Origin of the sequence: Enterobacter sp. BIDMC109, assembly GCF_001037885.1 — a bacterium.
GTDB classification, from domain to species: Bacteria; Pseudomonadota; Gammaproteobacteria; order Enterobacterales; family Enterobacteriaceae; genus Enterobacter; species Enterobacter hormaechei_C.
The window spans coordinates 4,614,177-4,635,749 of the sequence record NZ_KQ090002.1 but is presented as its reverse complement, the minus strand read 5'-3'; the positions used below and the strand labels follow the sequence as shown (position 1 = coordinate 4,635,749).

General features: G+C 55.8%; 15 protein-coding genes, 1 tRNA gene, 2 rRNA genes and 1 pseudogene. 13 read left to right on the top strand and 6 right to left on the bottom strand.

The window, feature by feature from the left end; genetic code table 11:
- The 3 genes from SK62_RS21790 to SK62_RS21780 form a co-directional block, all read right to left on the bottom strand.
- A 23S ribosomal RNA gene (locus tag SK62_RS21790) occupies positions 1 to 2,797 on the bottom strand; the annotation flags it as partial.
- Positions 2,798 to 2,979: 182 nt separating this feature from the next.
- Positions 2,980 to 3,055 (bottom strand) — tRNA-Glu (locus tag SK62_RS21785).
- A gap of 84 nt (positions 3,056 to 3,139) precedes the next feature.
- A 16S ribosomal RNA gene (locus SK62_RS21780) occupies positions 3,140 to 4,681 on the bottom strand.
- 485 nt (positions 4,682 to 5,166) lie between these two features.
- Here SK62_RS21780 and SK62_RS21770 point away from each other — a divergent pair.
- The gene (locus SK62_RS21770) at positions 5,167 to 6,120 is read left to right on the top strand and encodes a nickel/cobalt transporter (protein WP_039271986.1); all 954 of its coding nucleotides are present in this window, start codon (positions 5,167 to 5,169) and stop codon (positions 6,118 to 6,120) included.
- 33 nt (positions 6,121 to 6,153) lie between these two features.
- On the opposite strand, the gene proP is transcribed toward SK62_RS21770, so the two are convergent.
- Positions 6,154 to 7,656, bottom strand: a complete 1,503-nt coding sequence (gene proP, locus SK62_RS21765; protein ID WP_015570231.1) for a glycine betaine/L-proline transporter ProP — start codon at positions 7,654 to 7,656, stop codon at positions 6,154 to 6,156.
- A 646-nt stretch (positions 7,657 to 8,302) separates the two neighbouring features.
- Here proP and kdgT point away from each other — a divergent pair.
- On the top strand, positions 8,303 to 9,295 hold the full coding sequence (gene kdgT / locus SK62_RS21760) for a 2-keto-3-deoxygluconate transporter (protein ID WP_017382657.1): 993 nt from the start codon (positions 8,303 to 8,305) through the stop codon (positions 9,293 to 9,295).
- Between the two features lie 33 nt (positions 9,296 to 9,328).
- Here kdgT and SK62_RS21755 read toward each other — a convergent pair.
- Together SK62_RS21755 and crfC are read right to left on the bottom strand one after the other, a co-directional pair.
- Positions 9,329 to 10,206: pseudogene (locus tag SK62_RS21755) on the bottom strand (diguanylate cyclase regulator RdcB family protein).
- A complete protein-coding gene (crfC, locus tag SK62_RS21750; protein ID WP_045348054.1) occupies positions 10,203 to 12,557 on the bottom strand; it encodes a clamp-binding protein CrfC in 2,355 nt (784 codons plus the stop codon). Before crfC ends, SK62_RS21755 begins: the two are co-directional and overlap by 4 nt.
- Positions 12,558 to 13,148: 591 nt before the next feature.
- Between crfC and SK62_RS21745 the strand changes: the two genes are divergently transcribed.
- The 11 genes from SK62_RS21745 (at position 13,149) to phnK (ending at position 21,339) form a co-directional block, all read left to right on the top strand.
- Complete coding sequence (locus tag SK62_RS21745; protein WP_003860206.1) at positions 13,149 to 13,484, top strand: zinc ribbon domain-containing protein YjdM; 336 nt, start codon at positions 13,149 to 13,151, stop codon at positions 13,482 to 13,484.
- A gap of 80 nt (positions 13,485 to 13,564) precedes the next feature.
- Entirely contained in the window at positions 13,565 to 14,002 is a 438-nt protein-coding gene (yjdN, locus tag SK62_RS21740) for a VOC family metalloprotein YjdN (protein ID WP_032104775.1), read from the top strand.
- Positions 14,003 to 14,138: 136 nt separating this feature from the next.
- The gene (gene phnC, locus SK62_RS21735) at positions 14,139 to 14,927 is read left to right on the top strand and encodes a phosphonate ABC transporter ATP-binding protein (protein WP_032104776.1); all 789 of its coding nucleotides are present in this window, start codon (positions 14,139 to 14,141) and stop codon (positions 14,925 to 14,927) included.
- 23 nt (positions 14,928 to 14,950) lie between these two features.
- Positions 14,951 to 15,967: a phosphonate ABC transporter substrate-binding protein gene (gene phnD, locus SK62_RS21730; protein ID WP_032104778.1), complete on the top strand. Its 1,017-nt coding sequence runs from the start codon at positions 14,951 to 14,953 to the stop codon at positions 15,965 to 15,967.
- Positions 15,968 to 16,125: 158 nt separating this feature from the next.
- Positions 16,126 to 16,905 (top strand): phosphonate ABC transporter, permease protein PhnE, encoded by a 780-nt coding sequence (gene phnE, locus SK62_RS21725; RefSeq protein WP_032620758.1) that lies wholly within the window; start codon positions 16,126 to 16,128, stop codon positions 16,903 to 16,905.
- Between the two features lie 20 nt (positions 16,906 to 16,925).
- A complete protein-coding gene (gene phnF / locus SK62_RS21720) occupies positions 16,926 to 17,651 on the top strand; it encodes a phosphonate metabolism transcriptional regulator PhnF (protein WP_032672103.1) in 726 nt (241 codons plus the stop codon).
- On the top strand, positions 17,652 to 18,104 hold the full coding sequence (gene phnG, locus SK62_RS21715) for a phosphonate C-P lyase system protein PhnG (protein ID WP_032672104.1): 453 nt from the start codon (positions 17,652 to 17,654) through the stop codon (positions 18,102 to 18,104).
- Complete coding sequence (phnH, locus tag SK62_RS21710) at positions 18,101 to 18,685, top strand: phosphonate C-P lyase system protein PhnH (protein WP_003860219.1); 585 nt, start codon at positions 18,101 to 18,103, stop codon at positions 18,683 to 18,685. The genes phnG and phnH overlap by 4 nt, the downstream gene beginning before the upstream one ends.
- Complete coding sequence (locus SK62_RS21705; protein ID WP_032104783.1) at positions 18,685 to 19,749, top strand: carbon-phosphorus lyase complex subunit; 1,065 nt, start codon at positions 18,685 to 18,687, stop codon at positions 19,747 to 19,749. The genes phnH and SK62_RS21705 overlap by 1 nt, the downstream gene beginning before the upstream one ends.
- Positions 19,742 to 20,587 (top strand): alpha-D-ribose 1-methylphosphonate 5-phosphate C-P-lyase PhnJ, encoded by an 846-nt coding sequence (gene phnJ / locus SK62_RS21700; protein WP_047718402.1) that lies wholly within the window; start codon positions 19,742 to 19,744, stop codon positions 20,585 to 20,587. Before SK62_RS21705 ends, phnJ begins: the two co-directional genes overlap by 8 nt.
- Entirely contained in the window at positions 20,584 to 21,339 is a 756-nt protein-coding gene (gene phnK / locus SK62_RS21695) for a phosphonate C-P lyase system protein PhnK (RefSeq protein ID WP_015570221.1), read from the top strand. The genes phnJ and phnK overlap by 4 nt, the downstream gene beginning before the upstream one ends.
- The last annotated feature ends 234 nt before the right edge of the window (positions 21,340 to 21,573 follow it).

Sequence of the window (21,573 nt, the reverse complement as noted above, 5' to 3'; positions counted from 1 at the left end):
GTCTCAGGGAGAACTCATCTCGGGGCAAGTTTCGTGCTTAGATGCTTTCAGCACTTATCTCTTCCGCATTTAGCTACCGGGCAGTGCCATTGGCATGACAACCCGAACACCAGTGATGCGTCCACTCCGGTCCTCTCGTACTAGGAGCAGCCCCCCTCAATTCTCCAGCGCCCACGGCAGATAGGGACCGAACTGTCTCACGACGTTCTAAACCCAGCTCGCGTACCACTTTAAATGGCGAACAGCCATACCCTTGGGACCTACTTCAGCCCCAGGATGTGATGAGCCGACATCGAGGTGCCAAACACCGCCGTCGATATGAACTCTTGGGCGGTATCAGCCTGTTATCCCCGGAGTACCTTTTATCCGTTGAGCGATGGCCCTTCCATTCAGAACCACCGGATCACTATGACCTGCTTTCGCACCTGCTCGCGCCGTCACGCTCGCAGTCAAGCTGGCTTATGCCATTGCACTAACCTCCTGATGTCCGACCAGGATTAGCCAACCTTCGTGCTCCTCCGTTACTCTTTGGGAGGAGACCGCCCCAGTCAAACTACCCACCAGACACTGTCCGCAACCCGGATTACGGGTCTACGTTAGAACACCAGCCATTAAAGGGTGGTATTTCAAGGTTGGCTCCACGCAGACTGGCGTCCACGCTTCAAAGCCTCCCACCTATCCTACACATCAAGGACCAGTGTTCAGTGTCAAGCTATAGTAAAGGTTCACGGGGTCTTTCCGTCTTGCCGCGGGTACACTGCATCTTCACAGCGAGTTCAATTTCACTGAGTCTCGGGTGGAGACAGCCTGGCCATCATTACGCCATTCGTGCAGGTCGGAACTTACCCGACAAGGAATTTCGCTACCTTAGGACCGTTATAGTTACGGCCGCCGTTTACCGGGGCTTCGATCAAGAGCTTCGCGTTGCCGCTAACCCCATCAATTAACCTTCCGGCACCGGGCAGGCGTCACACCGTATACGTCCACTTTCGTGTTTGCACAGTGCTGTGTTTTTAATAAACAGTTGCAGCCAGCTGGTATCTTCGACTGATTTCAGCTCCACCCGCAGGGGCTTCACCTACACATCAGCGTGCCTTCTCCCGAAGTTACGGCACCATTTTGCCTAGTTCCTTCACCCGAGTTCTCTCAAGCGCCTTGGTATTCTCTACCTGACCACCTGTGTCGGTTTGGGGTACGATTTCGTGTTACCTGATGCTTAGAGGCTTTTCCTGGAAGCAGGGCATTTATCACTTCAGCACCGTAGTGCCTCGTCATCACACCTCAGCGTTAACAAGGTACCGGATTTACCTGGAACCTCCGCCTACATGCTTAAACCGGGACAACCGTCGCCCGGCTGACATAGCCTTCTCCGTCCCCCCTTCGCAGTAACACCAAGTACAGGAATATTAACCTGTTTCCCATCGACTACGCCTTTCGGCCTCGCCTTAGGGGTCGACTCACCCTGCCCCGATTAACGTTGGACAGGAACCCTTGGTCTTCCGGCGAGCGGGCTTTTCACCCGCTTTATCGTTACTTATGTCAGCATTCGCACTTCTGATACCTCCAGCATGCCTCACAGCACACCTTCAACGGCTTACAGAACGCTCCCCTACCCAACAACGCATAAGCGTCGCTGCCGCAGCTTCGGTGCATGGTTTAGCCCCGTTACATCTTCCGCGCAGGCCGACTCGACCAGTGAGCTATTACGCTTTCTTTAAATGATGGCTGCTTCTAAGCCAACATCCTGGCTGTCTGTGCCTTCCCACATCGTTTCCCACTTAACCATGACTTTGGGACCTTAGCTGGCGGTCTGGGTTGTTTCCCTCTTCACGACGGACGTTAGCACCCGCCGTGTGTCTCCCGTGATAACATTCTTCGGTATTCGTAGTTTGCATCGGGTTGGTAAGCCGGGATGGCCCCCTAGCCGAAACAGTGCTCTACCCCCGAAGATGAGTTCACGAGGCGCTACCTAAATAGCTTTCGGGGAGAACCAGCTATCTCCCGGTTTGATTGGCCTTTCACCCCCAGCCACAGGTCATCCGCTAATTTTTCAACATTAGTCGGTTCGGTCCTCCAGTTAGTGTTACCCAACCTTCAACCTGCCCATGGCTAGATCACCGGGTTTCGGGTCTATACCCTGCAACTTAACGCCCAGTTAAGACTCGGTTTCCCTTCGGCTCCCCTATACGGTTAACCTTGCTACAGAATATAAGTCGCTGACCCATTATACAAAAGGTACGCAGTCACCCCATAAAGAGGCTCCCACTGCTTGTACGTACACGGTTTCAGGTTCTTTTTCACTCCCCTCGCCGGGGTTCTTTTCGCCTTTCCCTCACGGTACTGGTTCACTATCGGTCAGTCAGGAGTATTTAGCCTTGGAGGATGGTCCCCCCATATTCAGACAGGATACCACGTGTCCCGCCCTACTCTTCGAGTTCACAGCATGTGTGCTTTCGTGTACGGGACTATCACCCTGTACCGTCGGACTTTCCAGACCGTTCCACTAACACACAAGCTGATTCAGACTCCGGGCTGCTCCCCGTTCGCTCGCCGCTACTGGGGGAATCTCGGTTGATTTCTTTTCCTCGGGGTACTTAGATGTTTCAGTTCCCCCGGTTCGCCTCGTTAACCTATGTATTCAGTTAACGATAGTGCAACGAATTGCACTGGGTTTCCCCATTCGGACATCGCCGGGTCAAGGGTTCATATCACCTCGCCGGCGCTTTTCGCAGATTAGCACGTCCTTCATCGCCTCTGACTGCCAGGGCATCCACCGTGTACGCTTAGTCGCTTAACCTCACAACCCGAAGATGTTTCACTTCTGATTGCGAAAATTTGAGAGACTCGAACACACATGAGCTGTGTGTCGTTTCAATTTTCAGCTTGATCCAGATTTTTAAAGAGCAAATATCTCAAACATGACTCGCAAGTCAGTTTTGAGATATGACGGCAGGTGACTTTCACTCACGAACCAGCAAGTGGCGTCCCCTAGGGGATTCGAACCCCTGTTACCGCCGTGAAAGGGCGGTGTCCTGGGCCTCTAGACGAAGGGGACGTACAGTCTCAATCGCAAGACGCCTTGCTATTTACTTTTCATCAGACAATCTGTGTGGGCACTACAAAGGCAGGTTCTTTAAGGTAAGGAGGTGATCCAACCGCAGGTTCCCCTACGGTTACCTTGTTACGACTTCACCCCAGTCATGAATCACAAAGTGGTAAGCGCCCTCCCGAAGGTTAAGCTACCTACTTCTTTTGCAACCCACTCCCATGGTGTGACGGGCGGTGTGTACAAGGCCCGGGAACGTATTCACCGTGGCATTCTGATCCACGATTACTAGCGATTCCGACTTCATGGAGTCGAGTTGCAGACTCCAATCCGGACTACGACGCACTTTATGAGGTCCGCTTGCTCTCGCGAGGTCGCTTCTCTTTGTATGCGCCATTGTAGCACGTGTGTAGCCCTACTCGTAAGGGCCATGATGACTTGACGTCATCCCCACCTTCCTCCAGTTTATCACTGGCAGTCTCCTTTGAGTTCCCGGCCGGACCGCTGGCAACAAAGGATAAGGGTTGCGCTCGTTGCGGGACTTAACCCAACATTTCACAACACGAGCTGACGACAGCCATGCAGCACCTGTCTCAGAGTTCCCGAAGGCACCAAAGCATCTCTGCTAAGTTCTCTGGATGTCAAGAGTAGGTAAGGTTCTTCGCGTTGCATCGAATTAAACCACATGCTCCACCGCTTGTGCGGGCCCCCGTCAATTCATTTGAGTTTTAACCTTGCGGCCGTACTCCCCAGGCGGTCGACTTAACGCGTTAGCTCCGGAAGCCACGCCTCAAGGGCACAACCTCCAAGTCGACATCGTTTACGGCGTGGACTACCAGGGTATCTAATCCTGTTTGCTCCCCACGCTTTCGCACCTGAGCGTCAGTCTTTGTCCAGGGGGCCGCCTTCGCCACCGGTATTCCTCCAGATCTCTACGCATTTCACCGCTACACCTGGAATTCTACCCCCCTCTACAAGACTCTAGCCTGCCAGTTTCGAATGCAGTTCCCAGGTTGAGCCCGGGGATTTCACATCCGACTTGACAGACCGCCTGCGTGCGCTTTACGCCCAGTAATTCCGATTAACGCTTGCACCCTCCGTATTACCGCGGCTGCTGGCACGGAGTTAGCCGGTGCTTCTTCTGCGGGTAACGTCAATCGACAAGGTTATTAACCTTATCGCCTTCCTCCCCGCTGAAAGTACTTTACAACCCGAAGGCCTTCTTCATACACGCGGCATGGCTGCATCAGGCTTGCGCCCATTGTGCAATATTCCCCACTGCTGCCTCCCGTAGGAGTCTGGACCGTGTCTCAGTTCCAGTGTGGCTGGTCATCCTCTCAGACCAGCTAGGGATCGTCGCCTAGGTGAGCCGTTACCCCACCTACTAGCTAATCCCATCTGGGCACATCCGATGGCAAGAGGCCCGAAGGTCCCCCTCTTTGGTCTTGCGACGTTATGCGGTATTAGCTACCGTTTCCAGTAGTTATCCCCCTCCATCAGGCAGTTTCCCAGACATTACTCACCCGTCCGCCACTCGTCAGCGAAGCAGCAAGCTGCTTCCTGTTACCGTTCGACTTGCATGTGTTAGGCCTGCCGCCAGCGTTCAATCTGAGCCATGATCAAACTCTTCAATTTAAAAGTTTGATGCTCAATGAATTAAACTTCGTAATGAATTACGTGTTCACTCGTTGAGACTTGGTATTCATTTAGTGTCCGAGGACATTAAGAATCCATGTCACTTTGAGTGCCCACACAGATTGTCTGATAAATTGTTAAAGAGCAGTTGCGACGCGCTTCAGCGCTCTGTCGCGAGGTGGCGTATATTACGCTTTCCTCTTTCAGAGTCAACCCGTTATTTCAGGATTTTTTCTCTTCAACCGACCGGGTTGTTTGTGAAGTGATTCACATCCGCCGTGTCGATGGAGGCGCATTATAGGGAGTTCTCCGCAGGCCGCAACCGCTAAATGACAGAAAAATGACTGACTGCTGCATTCCACAGCAAAACCCCGCCTTATACCTTTTTACGCACAGACTTATCCACAATCCATTGACGATCCCGGTGTGATCCAGCGATTTGAACACTATACTAGCGGCAAATATTTCTCTCGCGGGTCAACCTCATGACGACACAACGACTTCAACGTGACTGGCGTCTCCCAACCGCCGGGCTCACCGTGCTGGCGTTACTTATGGCAGGTTTTGCACTGCATACGCACTGGAATGCTTTTATTCAGTGGTGCCTCGCCACCCAGATTACCCTGCACCGATATCTGGTGATGTATCTGCTGCAACTTAATAATCATCAGTACAGCGGCGGGCTGTGGTTGTTAACCGGTGCGTTTCTTTATGGTGTCCTCCATGCCGTTGGACCGGGACACGGCAAATTCATCGTCACCACGTATCTCACTACCAATAAAGAGAGCCAGCTCGCGGCGCGCGTCGTACCGTTTATCGGTAGCCTGATGCAGGGCGTCAGCGCGATCGTCTTTGTCTTTATCCTGGCGGTTGGATTGAACCTCGCGTCAGGGGATATCAGCACCAGCCGTTGGTACGTCGAGAAAATCAGCGCCCTACTGATTGCCGCCTTCGGTGCATTTATCATTTATCAGGCGCTCAGCAGCCTGCGTCCGCGCAAAATGGCGATTAGCGCCATCAAGCCGCTTCACCAGCATAATGAACATTGTGGCTGCGGCCATCACGGCGTAGGGGTGGATCTGGCTAAAAGCGACTGGAAAACCCGTCTGGGCGTGGTGCTGGCCATTGGCGCACGCCCGTGCAGCGGGGCAATTATGATCCTGATGTTCTCGAATGCGCTCGGCATTATTAGCTGGGGGATTGCTGCTGTGATGACAATGTCGCTGGGCACGGCGCTGTCGATTATGGGGCTGTCGCTGGCAGTACGTTACGCGCGTGAACGCACAGTAACCTGGTTTGGCGGCGGCACGTCCCTGAACTGGGTAATGCCGATGGTCAAAATTGCCGGAGGGATTGTTCTGATACTGTTCGCGACGATCCTGTTCCTGACGGTGATCCCCGTCAGCGCCGGCGGCGACTATATTGCCGCAGGATGCTAATAAAAGAAAACCCGCCAGCGGCGGGTTTTTTTATCACTCGTTAATTCGAGGATGCTGATCGACAAGGCGAGAGCGTTTTGTCTGGAGCGCCTCAATCTCTGCGTCAATATCTTCAATCTTCTGCTCTACATTATCGTAGTGCTCACGCAGGATCTCTTTCGCTTCCTGAATATCAGACGCCGCAGGCGTTGCCCCTTTCAACGGACGATTCGCCGTCTCCTTCATGGTAATACCGGTAATCAGGCCGATCACCGCAATGACCATCAGATAGTAAGCAGGCATCATCAGGTTCTGCGTGCTCTCCACCAGTGAAGCAGCAAGCGTCGGCGTCAGGCCCGCAATCAGAACGGAGATATTAAAGGCTGCCGCCAGCGCACTGTAGCGAATATGCGTCGGGAACATTGCCGGCAGCGTAGAAGCCATCACCCCGATGAAGCAGTTGAGGATCACCGCCAGCATCAGCAGACCGGCGAAAATCAGCCCCAGCACATTGCTGTTAATCAGAATAAAGGCCGGGATTGCCAGTGCGAACAGGGCTACGCTGCCGAGAATAATGAATGGCTTACGGCCAAAGCGGTCGCTCAGCAGACCCATAATCGGCTGCACAAACAGCATACCCACCATGATGGCGATAATAATCAGCACACCGTGGTCTTCCGAGTAGTGCAGGTTATGCGACAGGTAGCTCGGCATGTAGGTCAACAGCATGTAATAGGTGACGTTGGTGGAAATCACCAGACCAATACAGGTCAGCAGGCTGCGCCAGTGTTTGGTCGCAATCTCCTTGAACGACACTTTCGGGCCATCCTGTAACCCTTCACGGTCACCCTGCTCCAGCTTTTCAACGTGCTGCTGGAACGCAGGCGTCTCTTCCAGGGCGTGACGCAGATAAAGCCCAATGATGCCCAGCGGCAGCGCCAGGAAGAACGGAATACGCCAGCCCCAGTCAAGGAAGTTCTCTTCACCCACTACGGTTGAGATCAGAACCACAACCCCCGCGCCCATGACAAAACCGGCAATCGAACCAAAGTCCAGCCAGCTGCCCATAAAGCCACGTTTACGGTCCGGAGAATATTCAGCGACAAAAATCGATGCGCCGGTATATTCGCCACCAACGGAGAAGCCCTGCGCCATCTTACAGATCAACAGCAGAATCGGCGCCCATATACCAATAGTTGCATACGACGGAATAAGGCCGATACAGAATGTACTTATCGACATGATGACAATGGTAATAGCCAGGATCTTCTGGCGACCATATTTATCACCCAGCATGCCGAAGAAAAGGCCACCGAGAGGACGAATCAGGAAGGGAACGGAGAACGTACCCAGCGCAGCAATCATCTGCAAGCTGGGATCGGCACCAGGGAAGAACACTTTACCAAGTGCATAGGCCACAAAGCCGTAAACACCAAAATCGAACCACTCCATCGCATTACCGAGCGAGGCCGCTGTAATCGCTTTGCGCAGTTTCGCGTCATCAATAATGGTGACATCGCGCAGCGTGATGGGTTTTACTTTTTTCCTTCTAAGCATAGCTTTCCTCGTAGACTCAGCCCCGTCCGTTTCACAGCGCATTTTGCAAGCTGTGAACCAGAGATCCGCTCCATGCGAATCTCCTTATTCAAGCGTAGCAGGTTTACTTACATTGACGTTTTACCTCAATACAACCGAACCTGTTGACGCCTGTCTGGGCAGTTAAAGACCTTTTTACCCTACCAGCGTTTATATATGTGATCAACTTCACACTTATTTTTCCTGTTCGTAAGTTGCCTTCAGCTTTTGTCAATTCACGATAAATAAGGTCATTCTAAACCCCCTTATCAAACAGATCTTAACGCCCGTTATTATTCCTCCCCAAACAAAATGCAAGCACATTTTTTCACAGCGAATTTACACAAAATTCAATTATTAACAGTGGGCAATCCTGTTTACATTCAATATGTGACGAAGATAACTAAAACAGCGTTTTATTTTCGTTGAATCACAATTCCAAAGATCGCATGATAAATCCGAACACGATATCCCAGCAGCTTTCAAATGAAGGAATGCTGAACACCTGAATTTCGCTCTACAGCATAAATAACGAATCGATTGGTCCCAAAAAAGGCAATCGTTTGAATTTGTTGATCTATTTTTTGAGCTTTCCGCCAGCCATGCGGACGAGATGTGAGGGTTAATGATGAAGATTAAAGCAACAATAGAACGCATCCCGGGCGGGATGATGCTGGTCCCGCTGGTACTTGGCGCGATATTAAATACGCTAGCCCCGAATACCGGTGCTTATTTTGGCGGTTTTACAAAAGGTATGATTACCGGAACGGTACCGATTCTGGCAGTCTGGTTCTTTTGCATCGGCGCATCTATTAACTTGCGTGCAACAGGTACGGTATTACGTAAATCAGGGACGCTGGTCATTACTAAAATTGCGGTCGCCTGGGTTGTTGCCATGATCTGTGCGATGTTCATTCCGGAGAATGGAATTCAGACCGGCTTCTTCGCCGGATTATCTGTTCTGGCCATAGTCTCAGCAATGGATATGACCAACGGCGGTCTCTATGCCAGCCTGATGAATCAATATGGCACCAAAGAAGAATCGGGCGCGTTCGTGCTGATGTCCCTGGAGTCGGGTCCGCTGATGACGATGTTGATTCTGGGTTCTGCCGGCCTTGCCTCTTTTGAACCACACCATTTTGTCGGGGCGATCCTGCCGTTCCTGATTGGTTTTGCGCTGGGCAACCTCGATCACGATCTGCGTGATTTCTTCAGCAAAGCCACCCCGGTACTGATCCCGTTCTTCGGCTTCGCGTTGGGCAATACCATCAACCTGAACGTGATTCTGGAAACCGGCCTGCTGGGCATTGTGCTGGGTGTTGCCGTCATCGTCATCACGGGTATTCCACTGATTATTGCAGACCGCGTCATCGGGGGCGGCAACGGAACCGCGGGCGTGGCCGCCTCTTCGGCCGCAGGCGCTGCGGTAGCCAACCCGGTGATTATCGCCCAGATTAACCCGGCCTTTGAACCCGTGGCCGCTTCCGCCACGGCTCTGGTTGCCGCCAGCGTGATTGTGACGGCAATTCTGGTCCCTGTCATCACGGCACTGTATGCCAGACGCTTTGGGCATGTGCCTGAGTCCCGGACAGAACCTGAAGCGGTAGAAATGCACCACTAACCCTTTCGCCCCCTCCTTAAAAAGAGGGGGCAATCATGTACCAAATATCTCTTCCACCATGCCATCCACCAGCCGTTTTGCCGAACAGAGTCTCGGCATTCCCAGCGCGACCGTTTGCCAGCTCTGCGTCACTGACCAGCTCACCGGATGTTTATCCGCCTGACACCAGTCCCCCAGCCAGCCCAGCATATCTTTATGATCAATCAGACCGGGAGAAGCGGGCGTCGTCAGCCACTGATGGTAAAAATGCCGGGTGGTGGGAGAAGCATTAATTCCCTGTGCCAGATAGTTTGCGGCCATGCTGCGCAGATTATCTTTCAGCATGGCCGCCACATCGCTATTCGCCAGACGACAGGCATCGCCAAACGCCCCCAGCGCAACTCTTCCAGCACGATAAAGCAGCGGCCAGCCAGCGACCAGCCGTCATACTGCCCGGCTCGCCAGCGGGTAAAAATTTGCTCGCTGTGCTCACCCGCCTGAACCGTAAGGCCGCGCTGCGCGAGCGCTTTCTCTTTATAGGCGGCACGCTGGTTGAAATGTGAGGAGAGCTCTTCGTACTGTTGCAACAATCCGGGCGGTTGAGGGAGGCGTGGATTCACCTGCTGGCGCAGGGCTACCAGCCTGTCGGACATACGGGTCAGCGCAAGGTGTCCGGGGTCGAGCATACCGGCCAGTTTCTCCGCCAGACCCAGCCGCAGCGCTGCATTTTCGTTGAGCATTCCCGCCATTGCCCACGGCCGCAGCCGGGTCTGCGTAATGATCTCCTGCGTCAAACGCTCACGAAATTGCAGTTGCTGTGGCCCCAGGAGGGAGTGACGTGCAGCGTCCGCCCCCTGGACCAAATCGACCATAAATTTTGGATGAATACACTCCAGCGTCCGCCCGGGACCGTCCAGTAGCTGTGTTGTCATGGTTGCTCTGCCGCGAATAAGGTTTGAATATCATCGCGTAACAGTCGGGTATCTTCCTGAATCCACGCCGCAGTAGTCATACTTTGCTTCAACAACTGGCTAAGCGCCCGGGTTGAATGTTCATTCTGCTGCCGCACGGCAAGGCTATCACGCAAGCTTTCCTGTAACCCGGTCAGGCACAACGAAAACTCTGCAAAGAACGTTGCCATACCTGCCGTAACAGAGACATCGACCTGCGCGGCCAAAGCTTTACGTATTTGATCGCAAAACTGATCGATATGTTGCGTAAATTTGCCATGAAGCTGAACGATGTCGATGACATAGCGTGTGCGCGTCACGACATACTCTTCCCAGCCCCAGCCGGGATTATTGAGCCAGCGCGAGACGGTATTACGTACGCTGCCTGCCCCTGCTGGCTGACTGGCGGGAGGGGTGTCCTGCACAATGGCATCATTAAATAAGCCGCGCGTATTGAAATTAAGCTGGTTTGCCTGAAACGCCGGGAAGCTAATCCGCGCCCGAAATCCGGCATGACTGAGCTGTTCCTTGATTCGCGTCTCGATAGGGCGCATCGCCTCATTCAACGATCGGGCAAGCGTAGACTCCAGCTGATCGAAGCGTAACGCCAGCTCCCGGCCAATTCTGCTCTGCGCATTCAGCATAATCTGCTCGCATGACGATCGGATCTTGCTCAGGACAATCTGCGCCTGCCCTTCATCGTCAAGCACCAGCTGCTGGATCGCATCCGCGTCGTCTGCACGCAAACTGGATGGCTCGCGCCCTGCTAAATCAAGAATAGACGGGCGGCTAAAAATGTCGCCCAGCGCCTGGTGAAGTTCACCTTTCTGGCGAAGCAGGAATGCATCCGTTGTGTTGAGCGCCTCTTCAACTTCATGCTGGACCTCATCGCTCACCACGCTCTGCCGCTGACGCAGCATCGTCATATCCTCTTCCAGGCGCGCAATATTCAGCTCCAGCTCATCAAAAGCGACCGTCAGTCCCTGATGGCGAAAATCCAGGTATTCTCTGGCATTTTGCGCATAGTTCAGCAGCTTATGCGATGCCGACCGCAAAGCGAACAGCGAGGCGTTGGCGTAAGCCGCGTAAATCAGTTTGCGGATGGGCTGTTCGAACAGCGAATCCTCCCACAGCAGATCCGCCGCATGGCGAATATGGTCAATATCGTCCAGGTCGGCCGTTCGCCAGCGGCGGCCCAGCGCGGCCTCGGCAAAATCCTGTACCCAACGCTGATCCTGATGATCGGGAAGGCGCCCATGAACGTTCATCTCATAGCGGGCGCGGTTTGCCAGATAGGCCCACATAGAAGAGACCGGATAAATTTGCCCCGGAGAAATATTTCCTTTCATCAGCGTGCCGGAAATCATCGCCCGCACCTGCTCTTCATCGTCGCTGTTACGATCTTTCTGATCGAATTTGTTGACCAGGGCGTAAAGCGGTACGGATTTGCCGGCAGCCGAAATTGCCTGACGAACCTCCGCATCAGAAATAGATTTAAGCTGTGTATAGTCCATCACCGCCAGCACGGCGGAGGCGCGCGCCAGCTGCTCGCTGAGCATTTTTTGCAGGTGCGGCTGACCGGCCTCGTTCGGCCCCGGCGTGTCGAGCAGCGTCAGTTGCCCCAGGTGCGCATCCAGACCGGCGAGATGCACAAACTCCACCTCAATCACCGGAATATGTTCTATCGCGGCATACTCAGAGAACGGAAACTCCACGCCCAGCGCCTGAGACAGCCGCACCAGATCGTTCAGGCTTTTCAGACAATGAAAGATGGGCTCCGCGCCCAGGTGATGTTTTTCAAACGCCTCACCTCTTTCTATGCGCTCCAGCAGCGTATTCATGTCCTTGTCGATTTCCAGACGCCGCGCCAGCTTGCCGCGATCTTTATCGCACAGTTTTTTCTGCAACTGGGTAATCAGGGTATCGATGGGCGAAACGTGCAAAAAATGCAGCACCGGCTCCTTCTGGCCCGGCGTATGGCGGATCAGCGTGGGAAGTGCCGTCATCGGACGATTGCGGTTCGGCAGCACTTCCGTGCCCACAATCGCATTAATGGTGGTCGACTTTCCCGCTTTCATGGTACCCACAATCGCCAGCACCATTTCGAGACGGGTTATTTTGCGTAATTCGTTATTCAGCATCGCCTGCTGAGCGTCGACACCCCGTGCGCTAAAATGTAACGGCAAAACGTTGTTATTAACGCCGCTCATCGCAGCGGCTGTGCTATCCAGCTTTGCAATCGGCATAGATTTTAATGAATCAAGATTGTTCAGAGCGAGCTGTAACAATCGTTCAGCTTCCTGGCTTAATTCAAATATGGTCTGTGTGTGCATGATAAAAGCCTTCCCTTAACGCAAATTTATTACTTTTATTAAGCCACGATGTTTTAATTATACTTTTCAGGCTTATATGATCACGTATGGAAAACATGTTCATTTAATACAACTAACTGAAGATAATGAGAATTTAAAAACCACCCTCGTAATACGTGTAAAACATCCCCTGGCCAGAAAGCCAAAAGTGAATAGACAAAACGCATTTTCAGGAAACATCAGGATATATCATCGTTATTTACCCACCAAAAAAGAGAGGTATTCCCTGGCGCCAAAAGATGTATGGCGTCAGAAGAGGATAGATAAATAACGGCTTGTTCCTTCACCTTATCCGAAATGGCACAGCGTAGCAATTTGCTGTAATAAAATATTCGATACATTTAGCATGATTACGATCTCTGCCGTTCAGGGCTTAAGCTTCCCTTAATTCACTGACAGTTCGTGTCATCGCTTGCGCATTTATGCGCTATTTTTATAAAACAATATCACCGACAAAAGTGGGGATTTGCGTTATACTCGCTGCCTTTTTCGGCACACTGCCGTCATTTAGCTGGCGTTTTCCAGCGTGTTAACACTTTTGAGGATACCAACATGCAACTTCCACACTGCCCGAAATGCAATTCTGAATACACCTATGAAGACAATGGCATGTTCGTTTGCCCGGAATGCGCCCATGAATGGAACGATGCGGAGCCTGCGCAGGACAGCGATGCGCTGATCGTGAAAGACGCGAACGGCAACCTGCTGGCAGACGGCGACAGCGTTACCGTTGTGAAAGATCTGAAGGTAAAAGGCAGTTCCTCCATGCTGAAGATCGGCACTAAAGTCAAAAATATCCGTCTGGTTGAAGGCGATCATAATATCGACTGCAAAATTGACGGCTTCGGTCCGATGAAACTGAAATCTGAGTTCGTGAAAAAGAACTGATTGTCCCGCCCGGTGACGCTTCGCTTACCGGGCGTTCGGGAACTACACTTAACGGGCTTTTCTTACGTGAGGTAAAGATTATGCCGTTAAGTCCCTACATCTCTTTCGCCGGCAACTGTGCGGAGGCGACCGCCTTCTATCAGCAGGCCGTCGGCGCAGAGCTCCTCTACAAAATCACCTTCGGCGAAATGCCCAAAGACGAAAACAGTGAAGAAGGCTGTCCGTCAGGCATGAACTTCCCGGATACCGCCATCGCCCACTCTAACGTCCGCATTGCCGGCAGCGATATCATGATGAGCGATGGTCTGCCACCCGGCAGCAGCGCGCAGTACGCCGGATTTACGCTGGTGCTCGACACGCAGGACGTGGATGAAGGCAAACGCTGGTTCGACAACCTCTCTGATGGCGGCAATGTCGAAATGGCCTGGCAGGAGACTTTCTGGGCGCACGGATTCGGGAAAGTCACCGACAAATACGGCGTGCCGTGGATGATTAACGTCGTTAAGCAGCAGCACTAATTTTCGGGCGGTGGGCAGTCTGCCTCCGCCTGTCATCAAACTCCCCTCAACTCTTCAAATTCCCGCAACCGAGACTTAACCCAAATGTCATATTGATGCGCCAGCATGAGGCCACATTTATCGTGAGGCCGGGCACATGCAAACTGTCATTCGCGTCGAGAAACTGAGCAAAACCTTCCATCACAACAAGGCGCTGCATGCCGTTGATCTGACCGTCCAGCAGGGCGAAATGGTGGCGCTGTTGGGACCGTCTGGTTCAGGTAAATCCACCCTTCTTCGTCACTTGAGCGGCCTGATTACCTGTGACAAAACGCCGGAAAGCCGCGTCGAACTGCTGGGGAACACCGTGCAACATGCGGGGCGTCTGGCGAGCGATATTCGCAAAAGCCGCGCTCAGACGGGCTATATCTTTCAGCAGTTCAACCTGGTGAACCGCCTGACCGTGCTCGAGAACGTGCTGATTGGCGCGCTCGGCAGCACCCCGTTCTGGCGCACCTGCCTGCGCTGGTTCTCCCCATCCCAGAAGCAAGAAGCCTTACAGGCGCTGACCCGCGTCGGCATGGCGCATTTCGCCCACCAGCGCGTCTCCACGCTCTCCGGCGGACAGCAGCAGCGCGTCGCCATCGCCCGCGCCCTGATGCAGAAAGCCAAAATCATTCTGGCCGATGAACCTATCGCCTCGCTGGACCCGGAATCGGCCCGCATCGTGATGGAAACCCTGCGCGACATCAATCAGAACGACGGTATCACCGTGGTGGTGACGCTGCACCAGGTGGATTACGCCCTGCGCTACTGCGAGCGCATCGTCGCCCTGCGTCAGGGCAATGTGTTCTTCGATGGCGCAAGCCACCAGTTTGATAACGAACGTTTCGATCATCTCTACCGCAGCGTAAACCGCGTCGAAGAGCGCGCGCAGGCTGCTTAACGTCCCCATAACGAGGAATGGACATGAACTACAAAGCCGTTGCCGCGCTGGCCTTCACCAGCATGTTCAGCATCAGCACCCTGCTAAGCCCTGCTTACGCTGAGGAACAGGAAAAAGCGCTGAACTTTGGCATCATTTCAACGGAATCACAGCAAAACCTGAAGCCGCAGTGGGAACCGTTCCTGAAAGATATGGAAACCAAACTGGGGATCAAAGTAAACGCCTTCTTCGCCCCGGACTACGCGGGCATCATTCAGGGAATGCGCTTCAACAAAGTCGACATCGCCTGGTATGGCAACCTCTCTGCTATGGAAGCGGTAGATCGCGCGAACGGCCAGGTCTTCGCCCAGACCGTTGCGGCAGACGGCTCCCCGGGCTACTGGAGCGTGCTGATCGTTAACAAAGACAGCCCGATCAACAATCTCAACGACATGCTCGCCAAACGCAAAGAGCTGACCTTTGGTAACGGCGACCCGAACTCCACTTCCGGCTTCCTCGTCCCTGGCTACTACGTCTTCGCGAAAAACAACGTCTCCGCCAGCGACTTTAAGCGCACGGTCAACGCCAGCCACGAAACCAACGCCCTGGCCGTGGCGAATAAGCAGGTTGACGTCGCCACCAACAACACTGAAAACCTCGACAAGCTGAAGACCTCCGCGCCGGACAAGCTGAAGGAAATCAAGGTTATCTGGAAATCACCGCTGATCCCGGGCGACCCGATCGTGTGGCGCAAAAACCTCTCTGAGAACACCAAGGACAAGGTCTACGACTTCTTTATGAACTACGGCAAAACGCCGGAAGAGAAAGCGGTTCTGGCACGTCTGGGCTGGGCGCCGTTCCGCGCGTCCAGCGATTTGCAACTGGTGCCGATTCGCCAGCTGGCGCTGTTCAAGCAGATGCAGGGCGTGAAGGACAACAAAGGTCTGAAGGAAGAAGAGAAGACCAGCAAAGTGTCGGAAATTCAGGCGCAGCTGGACGATCTCGACCGCCTGACCGCCGCGCTCGGCGCCATGACCAGCGTGAATAAAGCGGTGCAGTAACTTACGTCCCCTCTCCCTTGAGGGAGAGGGTTAGGGTGAGGGGGAAATGAGCACGCTGATGCCCTCACCCCGGCCCTCTCCCACAGGGAGAGGGAGAACAGATCGTAGGCCGGATAAGCGTAGCGCCATCCGGCACACAAAGACCCGCGGAGTAAAACATGCAAACCATCACCCTCCCGCCGCCAAAGCGCAGCTGGTTCTCGCTCATAAGCTGGGCCGTTCTGCTGGCGGTGCTGGTTATCTCCTGGAAGGGCGCGGAGATGGATCCGCTGCTGCTCTTCAAAGATTCCGGCAACATGGCGACCTTCGCCGCCGACTTCTTCCCGCCGGACTTCAGCCAGTGGCAGGACTACCTCGGTGAAATGGCGATCACCCTGCAAATTGCCGTCTGGGGCACCGCCCTCGCCGTGATCCTTTCCATTCCGTTTGGCCTGATGAGCGCCGAAAACATCGTGCCGTGGTGGGTTTACCAGCCGATGCGTCGACTGATGGACGCCTGTCGCGCCATCAACGAAATGGTCTTTGCGATGCTGTTCGTGGTCGCCGTCGGCCTGGGTCCGTTCGCGGGCGTGATGGCGCTGTTCATCCACACCACCGGCGTGCTCTCCAAGCTGCTCTCCGAAGCGGTTGAAGCCATCGAGCCCGGTCCGGTGGAAGGCATCCGCGCAACCGGAGCGAACAAAATCGAAGAGATCCTGTACGGCGTCCTGCCGCAGGTGATGCCGCTGCTCATCTCCTACTCCCTGTACCGCTTCGAGTCCAACGTTCGCTCCGCCACCGTGGTCGGCATGGTGGGCGCAGGCGGCATTGGCGTCACCCTGTGGGAAGCCATTCGTGGTTTCCAGTTCCAGCAAACCTGCGCCCTGATGGTGCTCATCATCGTCACCGTCAGCCTGCTGGATTTCCTCTCTCAACGTTTGCGTAAGCACTTCATCTGAGAAGCGAGGCTTTGATTTGTATGCACTTATCCAGACATCCGACCAGTTACCCCACCCGCTGGCAAGAGATTGCGGCAAAGCTCGAAGTGGAGCTGCGCACGCACTACCGCTGCGGAGACTACCTGCCCGCCGAGCAGCAGCTTGCCGACCGCTACGAAGTGAATCGCCACACCCTGCGTCGCGCCATCGATCAACTGGTGGAGCGCGGCTGGGTCCAGCGCCGTCAGGGCGTCGGCGTGCTGGTGCTGATGCGTCCGTTCGACTACCCGCTCAATGCCCAGGCGCGTTTTAGCCAGAACCTGCTCGATCAGGGCAGCCACCCCACCAGCGAAAAGCTGCTGTCAGTCCTGCGCCCCGCCTCCCGCCACGTGGCGGACGCGCTGGGGATTCAGGAGGGCGACAACGTCGTTCACCTGCGCACGTTGCGCCGGGTGAACGGCGTGGCGGTCTGTCAGATCGACCACTACTTCGCGGACCTCACCCTCTGGCCCGTGCTGCAACATTTCGCCAGCGGTTCCCTGCATGATTTTCTTCAGGACGCGACGGGTATCGCGCTCAAACGCACCCAGACGCGCATCAGCGCCCGCCGCGCGCAGGCGAAAGAGAGCAAGATGCTGGAGATCCCCAACATGGCCCCGCTGCTCTGCGTGCGCACCCTCAACCACCGTGACGGCGACGTCAACACAACGGAATACTCCGTCAGCCTGACCCGCGCCGACATGATTGAATTTACCATGGAGCACTGAATGCACTTCGACACCTCCACTCGTCAGCGCTGGATGCGCGTGCTGGCCCACAGCCAGCCTGATGCGCTGGCTGCCCGCATGAGCGCGCTCGGCCTGACGCCGGACTACGACACGATCCGCGCGCCGGAGATCGGCCTGGTGCAGATCCAGGCACGCATGGGCGGCACCGGCGAGCGCTTCTTCGCCGGCGATGCCACCCTCACCCGCGCGGTGATCCGCCTGAAAAGCGGCACGCTGGGCTACGGCTACATACTTGGGCGCGACAAAACGCACGCCGAACGCTGCGCAGCGATCGACGCGCTTTTACAGGAACAGCCGCATTTTCAGACGTTAATGGAAACCCTTATTGCCCCGCTGGAAGCCGACCGCGCCGCACGCCTTGCCGCGCGTCAGGCCGAAGTGAATACCAGCCGGGTCGACTTCTTTACGCTCGTTCGCGGAGACAACGCATGACGCTTCAACCTGCTTTTACCCTGGCCGTCCAGGATGCCCAACAGAGTTTCCGTCGCCTGCTGAAAGCCATGAGCGAGCCGGGCGTCATTGTCTCGCTGCACCAGCTCTCCCAGGGCTGGCTGCCGCTGAACCTCGCCTCGACCAGCGTGCTGCTGACGCTGGCGGACAACGACACCCCGGTATGGCTGTCAGGCGCATTGCTGAACGATATCGCCAGCCAGAACCTGCGCTTTCACACCAACGCGCCGCTGGTCGAGCAGCCCCAGCAGGCGGTCTTCGCCGTGGCCGACGAGCAAATCAGCCACGAACAGCTTAACGCCCTGAGCGAAGGCAGCGCCGTCGCACCAGAAACCAGCGCTACGCTGATTTTGCAGGTCTCCAGCCTGAGCGGTGGCCGCATGCTGCGCCTGACGGGTGCAGGGATTGCCGACGAGCGGATGGTCGCCCCCCAGCTGCCGGAGTGCATCATTCATGAGCTGACCGAGCGCCCGCATCCGTTCCCGCTCGGTATCGACCTGATCCTGACCTGCGGCGAGCGCCTGCTGGCGATCCCGAGAACCACTCACGTGGAGGTGTGCTGATGTACGTTGCCGTCAAAGGGGGCGAGAAGGCGATCGCCGCCGCCCATGCCTTGCAGGCGCACAGACGCCGGGGGGATGACGCCCTTCCCGAGCTGAGCGTCGCCCAGATTGAACAACAGTTAAACCTGGCCGTCGACCGCGTGATGACCGAAGGCGGCATCGCGGACCGCGAACTGGCGGCGCTGGCGCTGAAACAGGCCAGCGGCGATAACGTGGAAGCCATCTTCCTGCTGCGCGCTTACCGCACTACGCTTGCGAAGCTGGCGGTTAGCGAGCCGGTGAATACGGCGGAAATGCGATTAGAGCGCCGTATTTCTGCGGTGTACAAAGATATTCCTGGCGGCCAGCTGCTTGGTCCGACCTACGACTACACCCATCGCCTGCTGGACTTCACTCTGCTGGCGAACGGTGAAACACCGCAGCTCAGCGTCTCTGACGCTGAACAAGATGCCTCCCCGCACGTCTTTAGCCTGCTGGCAAACCAGGGGCTGGCGAAGGCGGAAGAGGACACCGGCAGCACACCGGATGACATCACCCGCACGCCGCCGGTCTATCCCTGTTCGCGCTCGTCCCGCCTGCAACAGCTGATGCGCGGCGATGAAGGGTATCTGCTGGCGCTGGCCTACTCTACGCAGCGCGGCTATGGGCGCAACCACCCCTTCGCGGCAGAGATCCGCAGCGGCTATATCGACATTGAAATCGTGCCGGAAGAGCTGGGTTTTGCGGTGAACATCGGCGAAATGCTGATGACCGAGTGCGAAATGGTCAACGGTTTTGTCGCGCCAGAGAATGAAGATCCGCACTTTACCCGCGGCTACGGGCTGGTGTATGGCCTGAGCGAGCGCAAGGCGATGGCGATGGCGCTGGTTGACCGTGCGCTCCAGGCGCCGGACTACGGCGAGCATATTGCAGGCCCGGCACAGGACGAAGAGTTCGTGCTGGCCCACGCGGATAACGTTGAGGCCGCCGGCTTTGTCTCGCACCTCAAGTTGCCGCACTACGTCGATTTCCAGGCCGAACTGGAACTGCTGAAACGCCTGCAACGGGAGCGCGCCAATGGCTAGCTTAAGCGGCTACAACTTTGCCTATCTGGACGAACAAACCAAACGCATGATCCGCCGCGCCATCCTTAAGGCAGTGGCGATCCCCGGCTACCAGGTGCCATTCGGCGGCCGCGAAATGCCAATGCCCTACGGCTGGGGCACGGGCGGTATTCAGATCACCGCCAGCGTGATCGGCGAGGCGGACGTGCTGAAGGTCATCGACCAGGGTGCCGACGACACCACCAACGCCGTGTCGATCCGCAACTTCTTTAAGCGCGTAACGGGCGTTAATACTACCGAAAAAACCGAAGACGCGACGCTGATCCAGACCCGTCACCGCATACCGGAGACCCCGCTGACTGAAGATCAGATTTTGATTTTCCAGGTGCCGATCCCGGAGCCGCTGCGTTTTATCGAGCCGCGGGAAACCGAAACCCGCACCATGCACGCCCTGGAAGAGTACGGGATCATGCAGGTCAAACTGTATGAGGACATCGCCCGCTTCGGCCATATCGCCACCACCTACGCCTACCCGGTGAAGGTGAATGGCCGCTACGTGATGGACCCGTCGCCGATCCCGAAATTCGATAACCCGAAGATGGACATGATGCCCGCCCTGCAACTTTTTGGCGCCGGACGTGAAAAACGCATCTACGCCGTACCGCCGTACACCCGTGTGGAGAGCCTGGATTTTGACGATCACCCGTTTACGGTGCAGGAGTGGGACGAGCCGTGCGCCATCTGCGGTTCGAAGCATAGCTATCTGGATGAAGTGGTGCTGGACGACACGGGCAAACGGATGTTTGTCTGCTCCGACACCGATTACTGCCGCCAACAGAGCGAGGCGAACAGCCAATGAAACCGCTGCTTTCGGTTAATAACCTGACTCACCTTTATGCGCCGGGCAAAGGCTTTAGCGACGTGTCGTTTGAGCTGTGGCCGGGCGAAGTGCTGGGCATTGTCGGCGAGTCCGGCTCCGGTAAAACCACCCTGCTGAAGTCCATCTCCGCGCGCCTGACGCCGCAGAATGGCGACATTTTGTATGAGGGCGTGTCGCTGTATGGCATGAGTGAAGCCGATCGCCGCCGCCTGCTGCGCACCGAGTGGGGCGTGGTGCACCAGCACCCGATGGATGGCCTGCGCCGCCAGGTGTCGGCGGGGGGCAACATCGGCGAACGGCTGATGGCCACCGGCGCGCGCCACTACGGCAACATCCGCGCCACGGCGCAGCACTGGCTGGAAGAGGTTGAAATTCCCGCCTCGCGCATCGACGACCTGCCGACCACCTTCTCCGGCGGCATGCAGCAGCGTTTACAGATTGCCCGCAATCTCGTCACCCATCCGAAGCTGGTGTTTATGGATGAACCGACCGGCGGGCTGGACGTCTCTGTACAGGCTCGCCTGCTCGACCTGCTGCGCGGCCTGGTGGTGGAGCTAAACCTGGCGGTGGTGATTGTCACCCACGATTTAGGCGTCGCGCGCCTGCTGGCAGACCGCTTGCTGGTGATGAAGCAGGGTCAGGTGGTGGAAAGTGGGTTAACCGACCGCGTGCTCGACGATCCCCATCATCCGTATACCCAGCTGCTGGTGTCGTCCGTATTGCAGAACTGAGGGCGCGGTTGCCGGGTGGCGCTGCGCTTACCCGGCCTACGAACACCGCACCTTGTAGGCCGGGTAAGGCGAAGCCGCCACCCGGCAAAACGAACACCGCACCCGTAGGCCGGGTAAGGCGAAGCCGCCACCCGGCAAAACGAACACCGCACCCGTAGGCCGGGTAAGGCGAAGCCGCCACCCGGCAAAACGAACACCGCACCCGTAGGCCGGGTAAGGCGAAGCCGCCACCCG

What these genes read in the sequence shown, in the direction of transcription:
- phnH (WP_003860219.1), top strand. Translation starts at nt 18,101, where the DNA reads ATGACGCTTCAACCTGCTTTTACCCTGGCCGTCCAGGATGCCCAACAG.
- phnC (WP_032104776.1), top strand. Translation starts at nt 14,139, where the DNA reads ATGCAAACTGTCATTCGCGTCGAGAAACTGAGCAAAACCTTCCATCAC.
- phnJ (WP_047718402.1), top strand. Translation starts at nt 19,742, where the DNA reads ATGGCTAGCTTAAGCGGCTACAACTTTGCCTATCTGGACGAACAAACC.
- phnK (WP_015570221.1), top strand. Translation starts at nt 20,584, where the DNA reads ATGAAACCGCTGCTTTCGGTTAATAACCTGACTCACCTTTATGCGCCG.
- SK62_RS21745 (WP_003860206.1), top strand. Translation starts at nt 13,149, where the DNA reads ATGCAACTTCCACACTGCCCGAAATGCAATTCTGAATACACCTATGAA.
- phnD (WP_032104778.1), top strand. Translation starts at nt 14,951, where the DNA reads ATGAACTACAAAGCCGTTGCCGCGCTGGCCTTCACCAGCATGTTCAGC.
- SK62_RS21770 (WP_039271986.1), top strand. Translation starts at nt 5,167, where the DNA reads ATGACGACACAACGACTTCAACGTGACTGGCGTCTCCCAACCGCCGGG.
- yjdN (WP_032104775.1), top strand. Translation starts at nt 13,565, where the DNA reads ATGCCGTTAAGTCCCTACATCTCTTTCGCCGGCAACTGTGCGGAGGCG.
- kdgT (WP_017382657.1), top strand. Translation starts at nt 8,303, where the DNA reads ATGAAGATTAAAGCAACAATAGAACGCATCCCGGGCGGGATGATGCTG.
- phnG (WP_032672104.1), top strand. Translation starts at nt 17,652, where the DNA reads ATGCACTTCGACACCTCCACTCGTCAGCGCTGGATGCGCGTGCTGGCC.
- phnE (WP_032620758.1), top strand. Translation starts at nt 16,126, where the DNA reads ATGCAAACCATCACCCTCCCGCCGCCAAAGCGCAGCTGGTTCTCGCTC.
- crfC (WP_045348054.1), bottom strand. Translation starts at nt 12,557, where the DNA reads ATGCACACACAGACCATATTTGAATTAAGCCAGGAAGCTGAACGATTG.
- proP (WP_015570231.1), bottom strand. Translation starts at nt 7,656, where the DNA reads ATGCTTAGAAGGAAAAAAGTAAAACCCATCACGCTGCGCGATGTCACC.
- phnF (WP_032672103.1), top strand. Translation starts at nt 16,926, where the DNA reads ATGCACTTATCCAGACATCCGACCAGTTACCCCACCCGCTGGCAAGAG.
- SK62_RS21705 (WP_032104783.1), top strand. Translation starts at nt 18,685, where the DNA reads ATGTACGTTGCCGTCAAAGGGGGCGAGAAGGCGATCGCCGCCGCCCAT.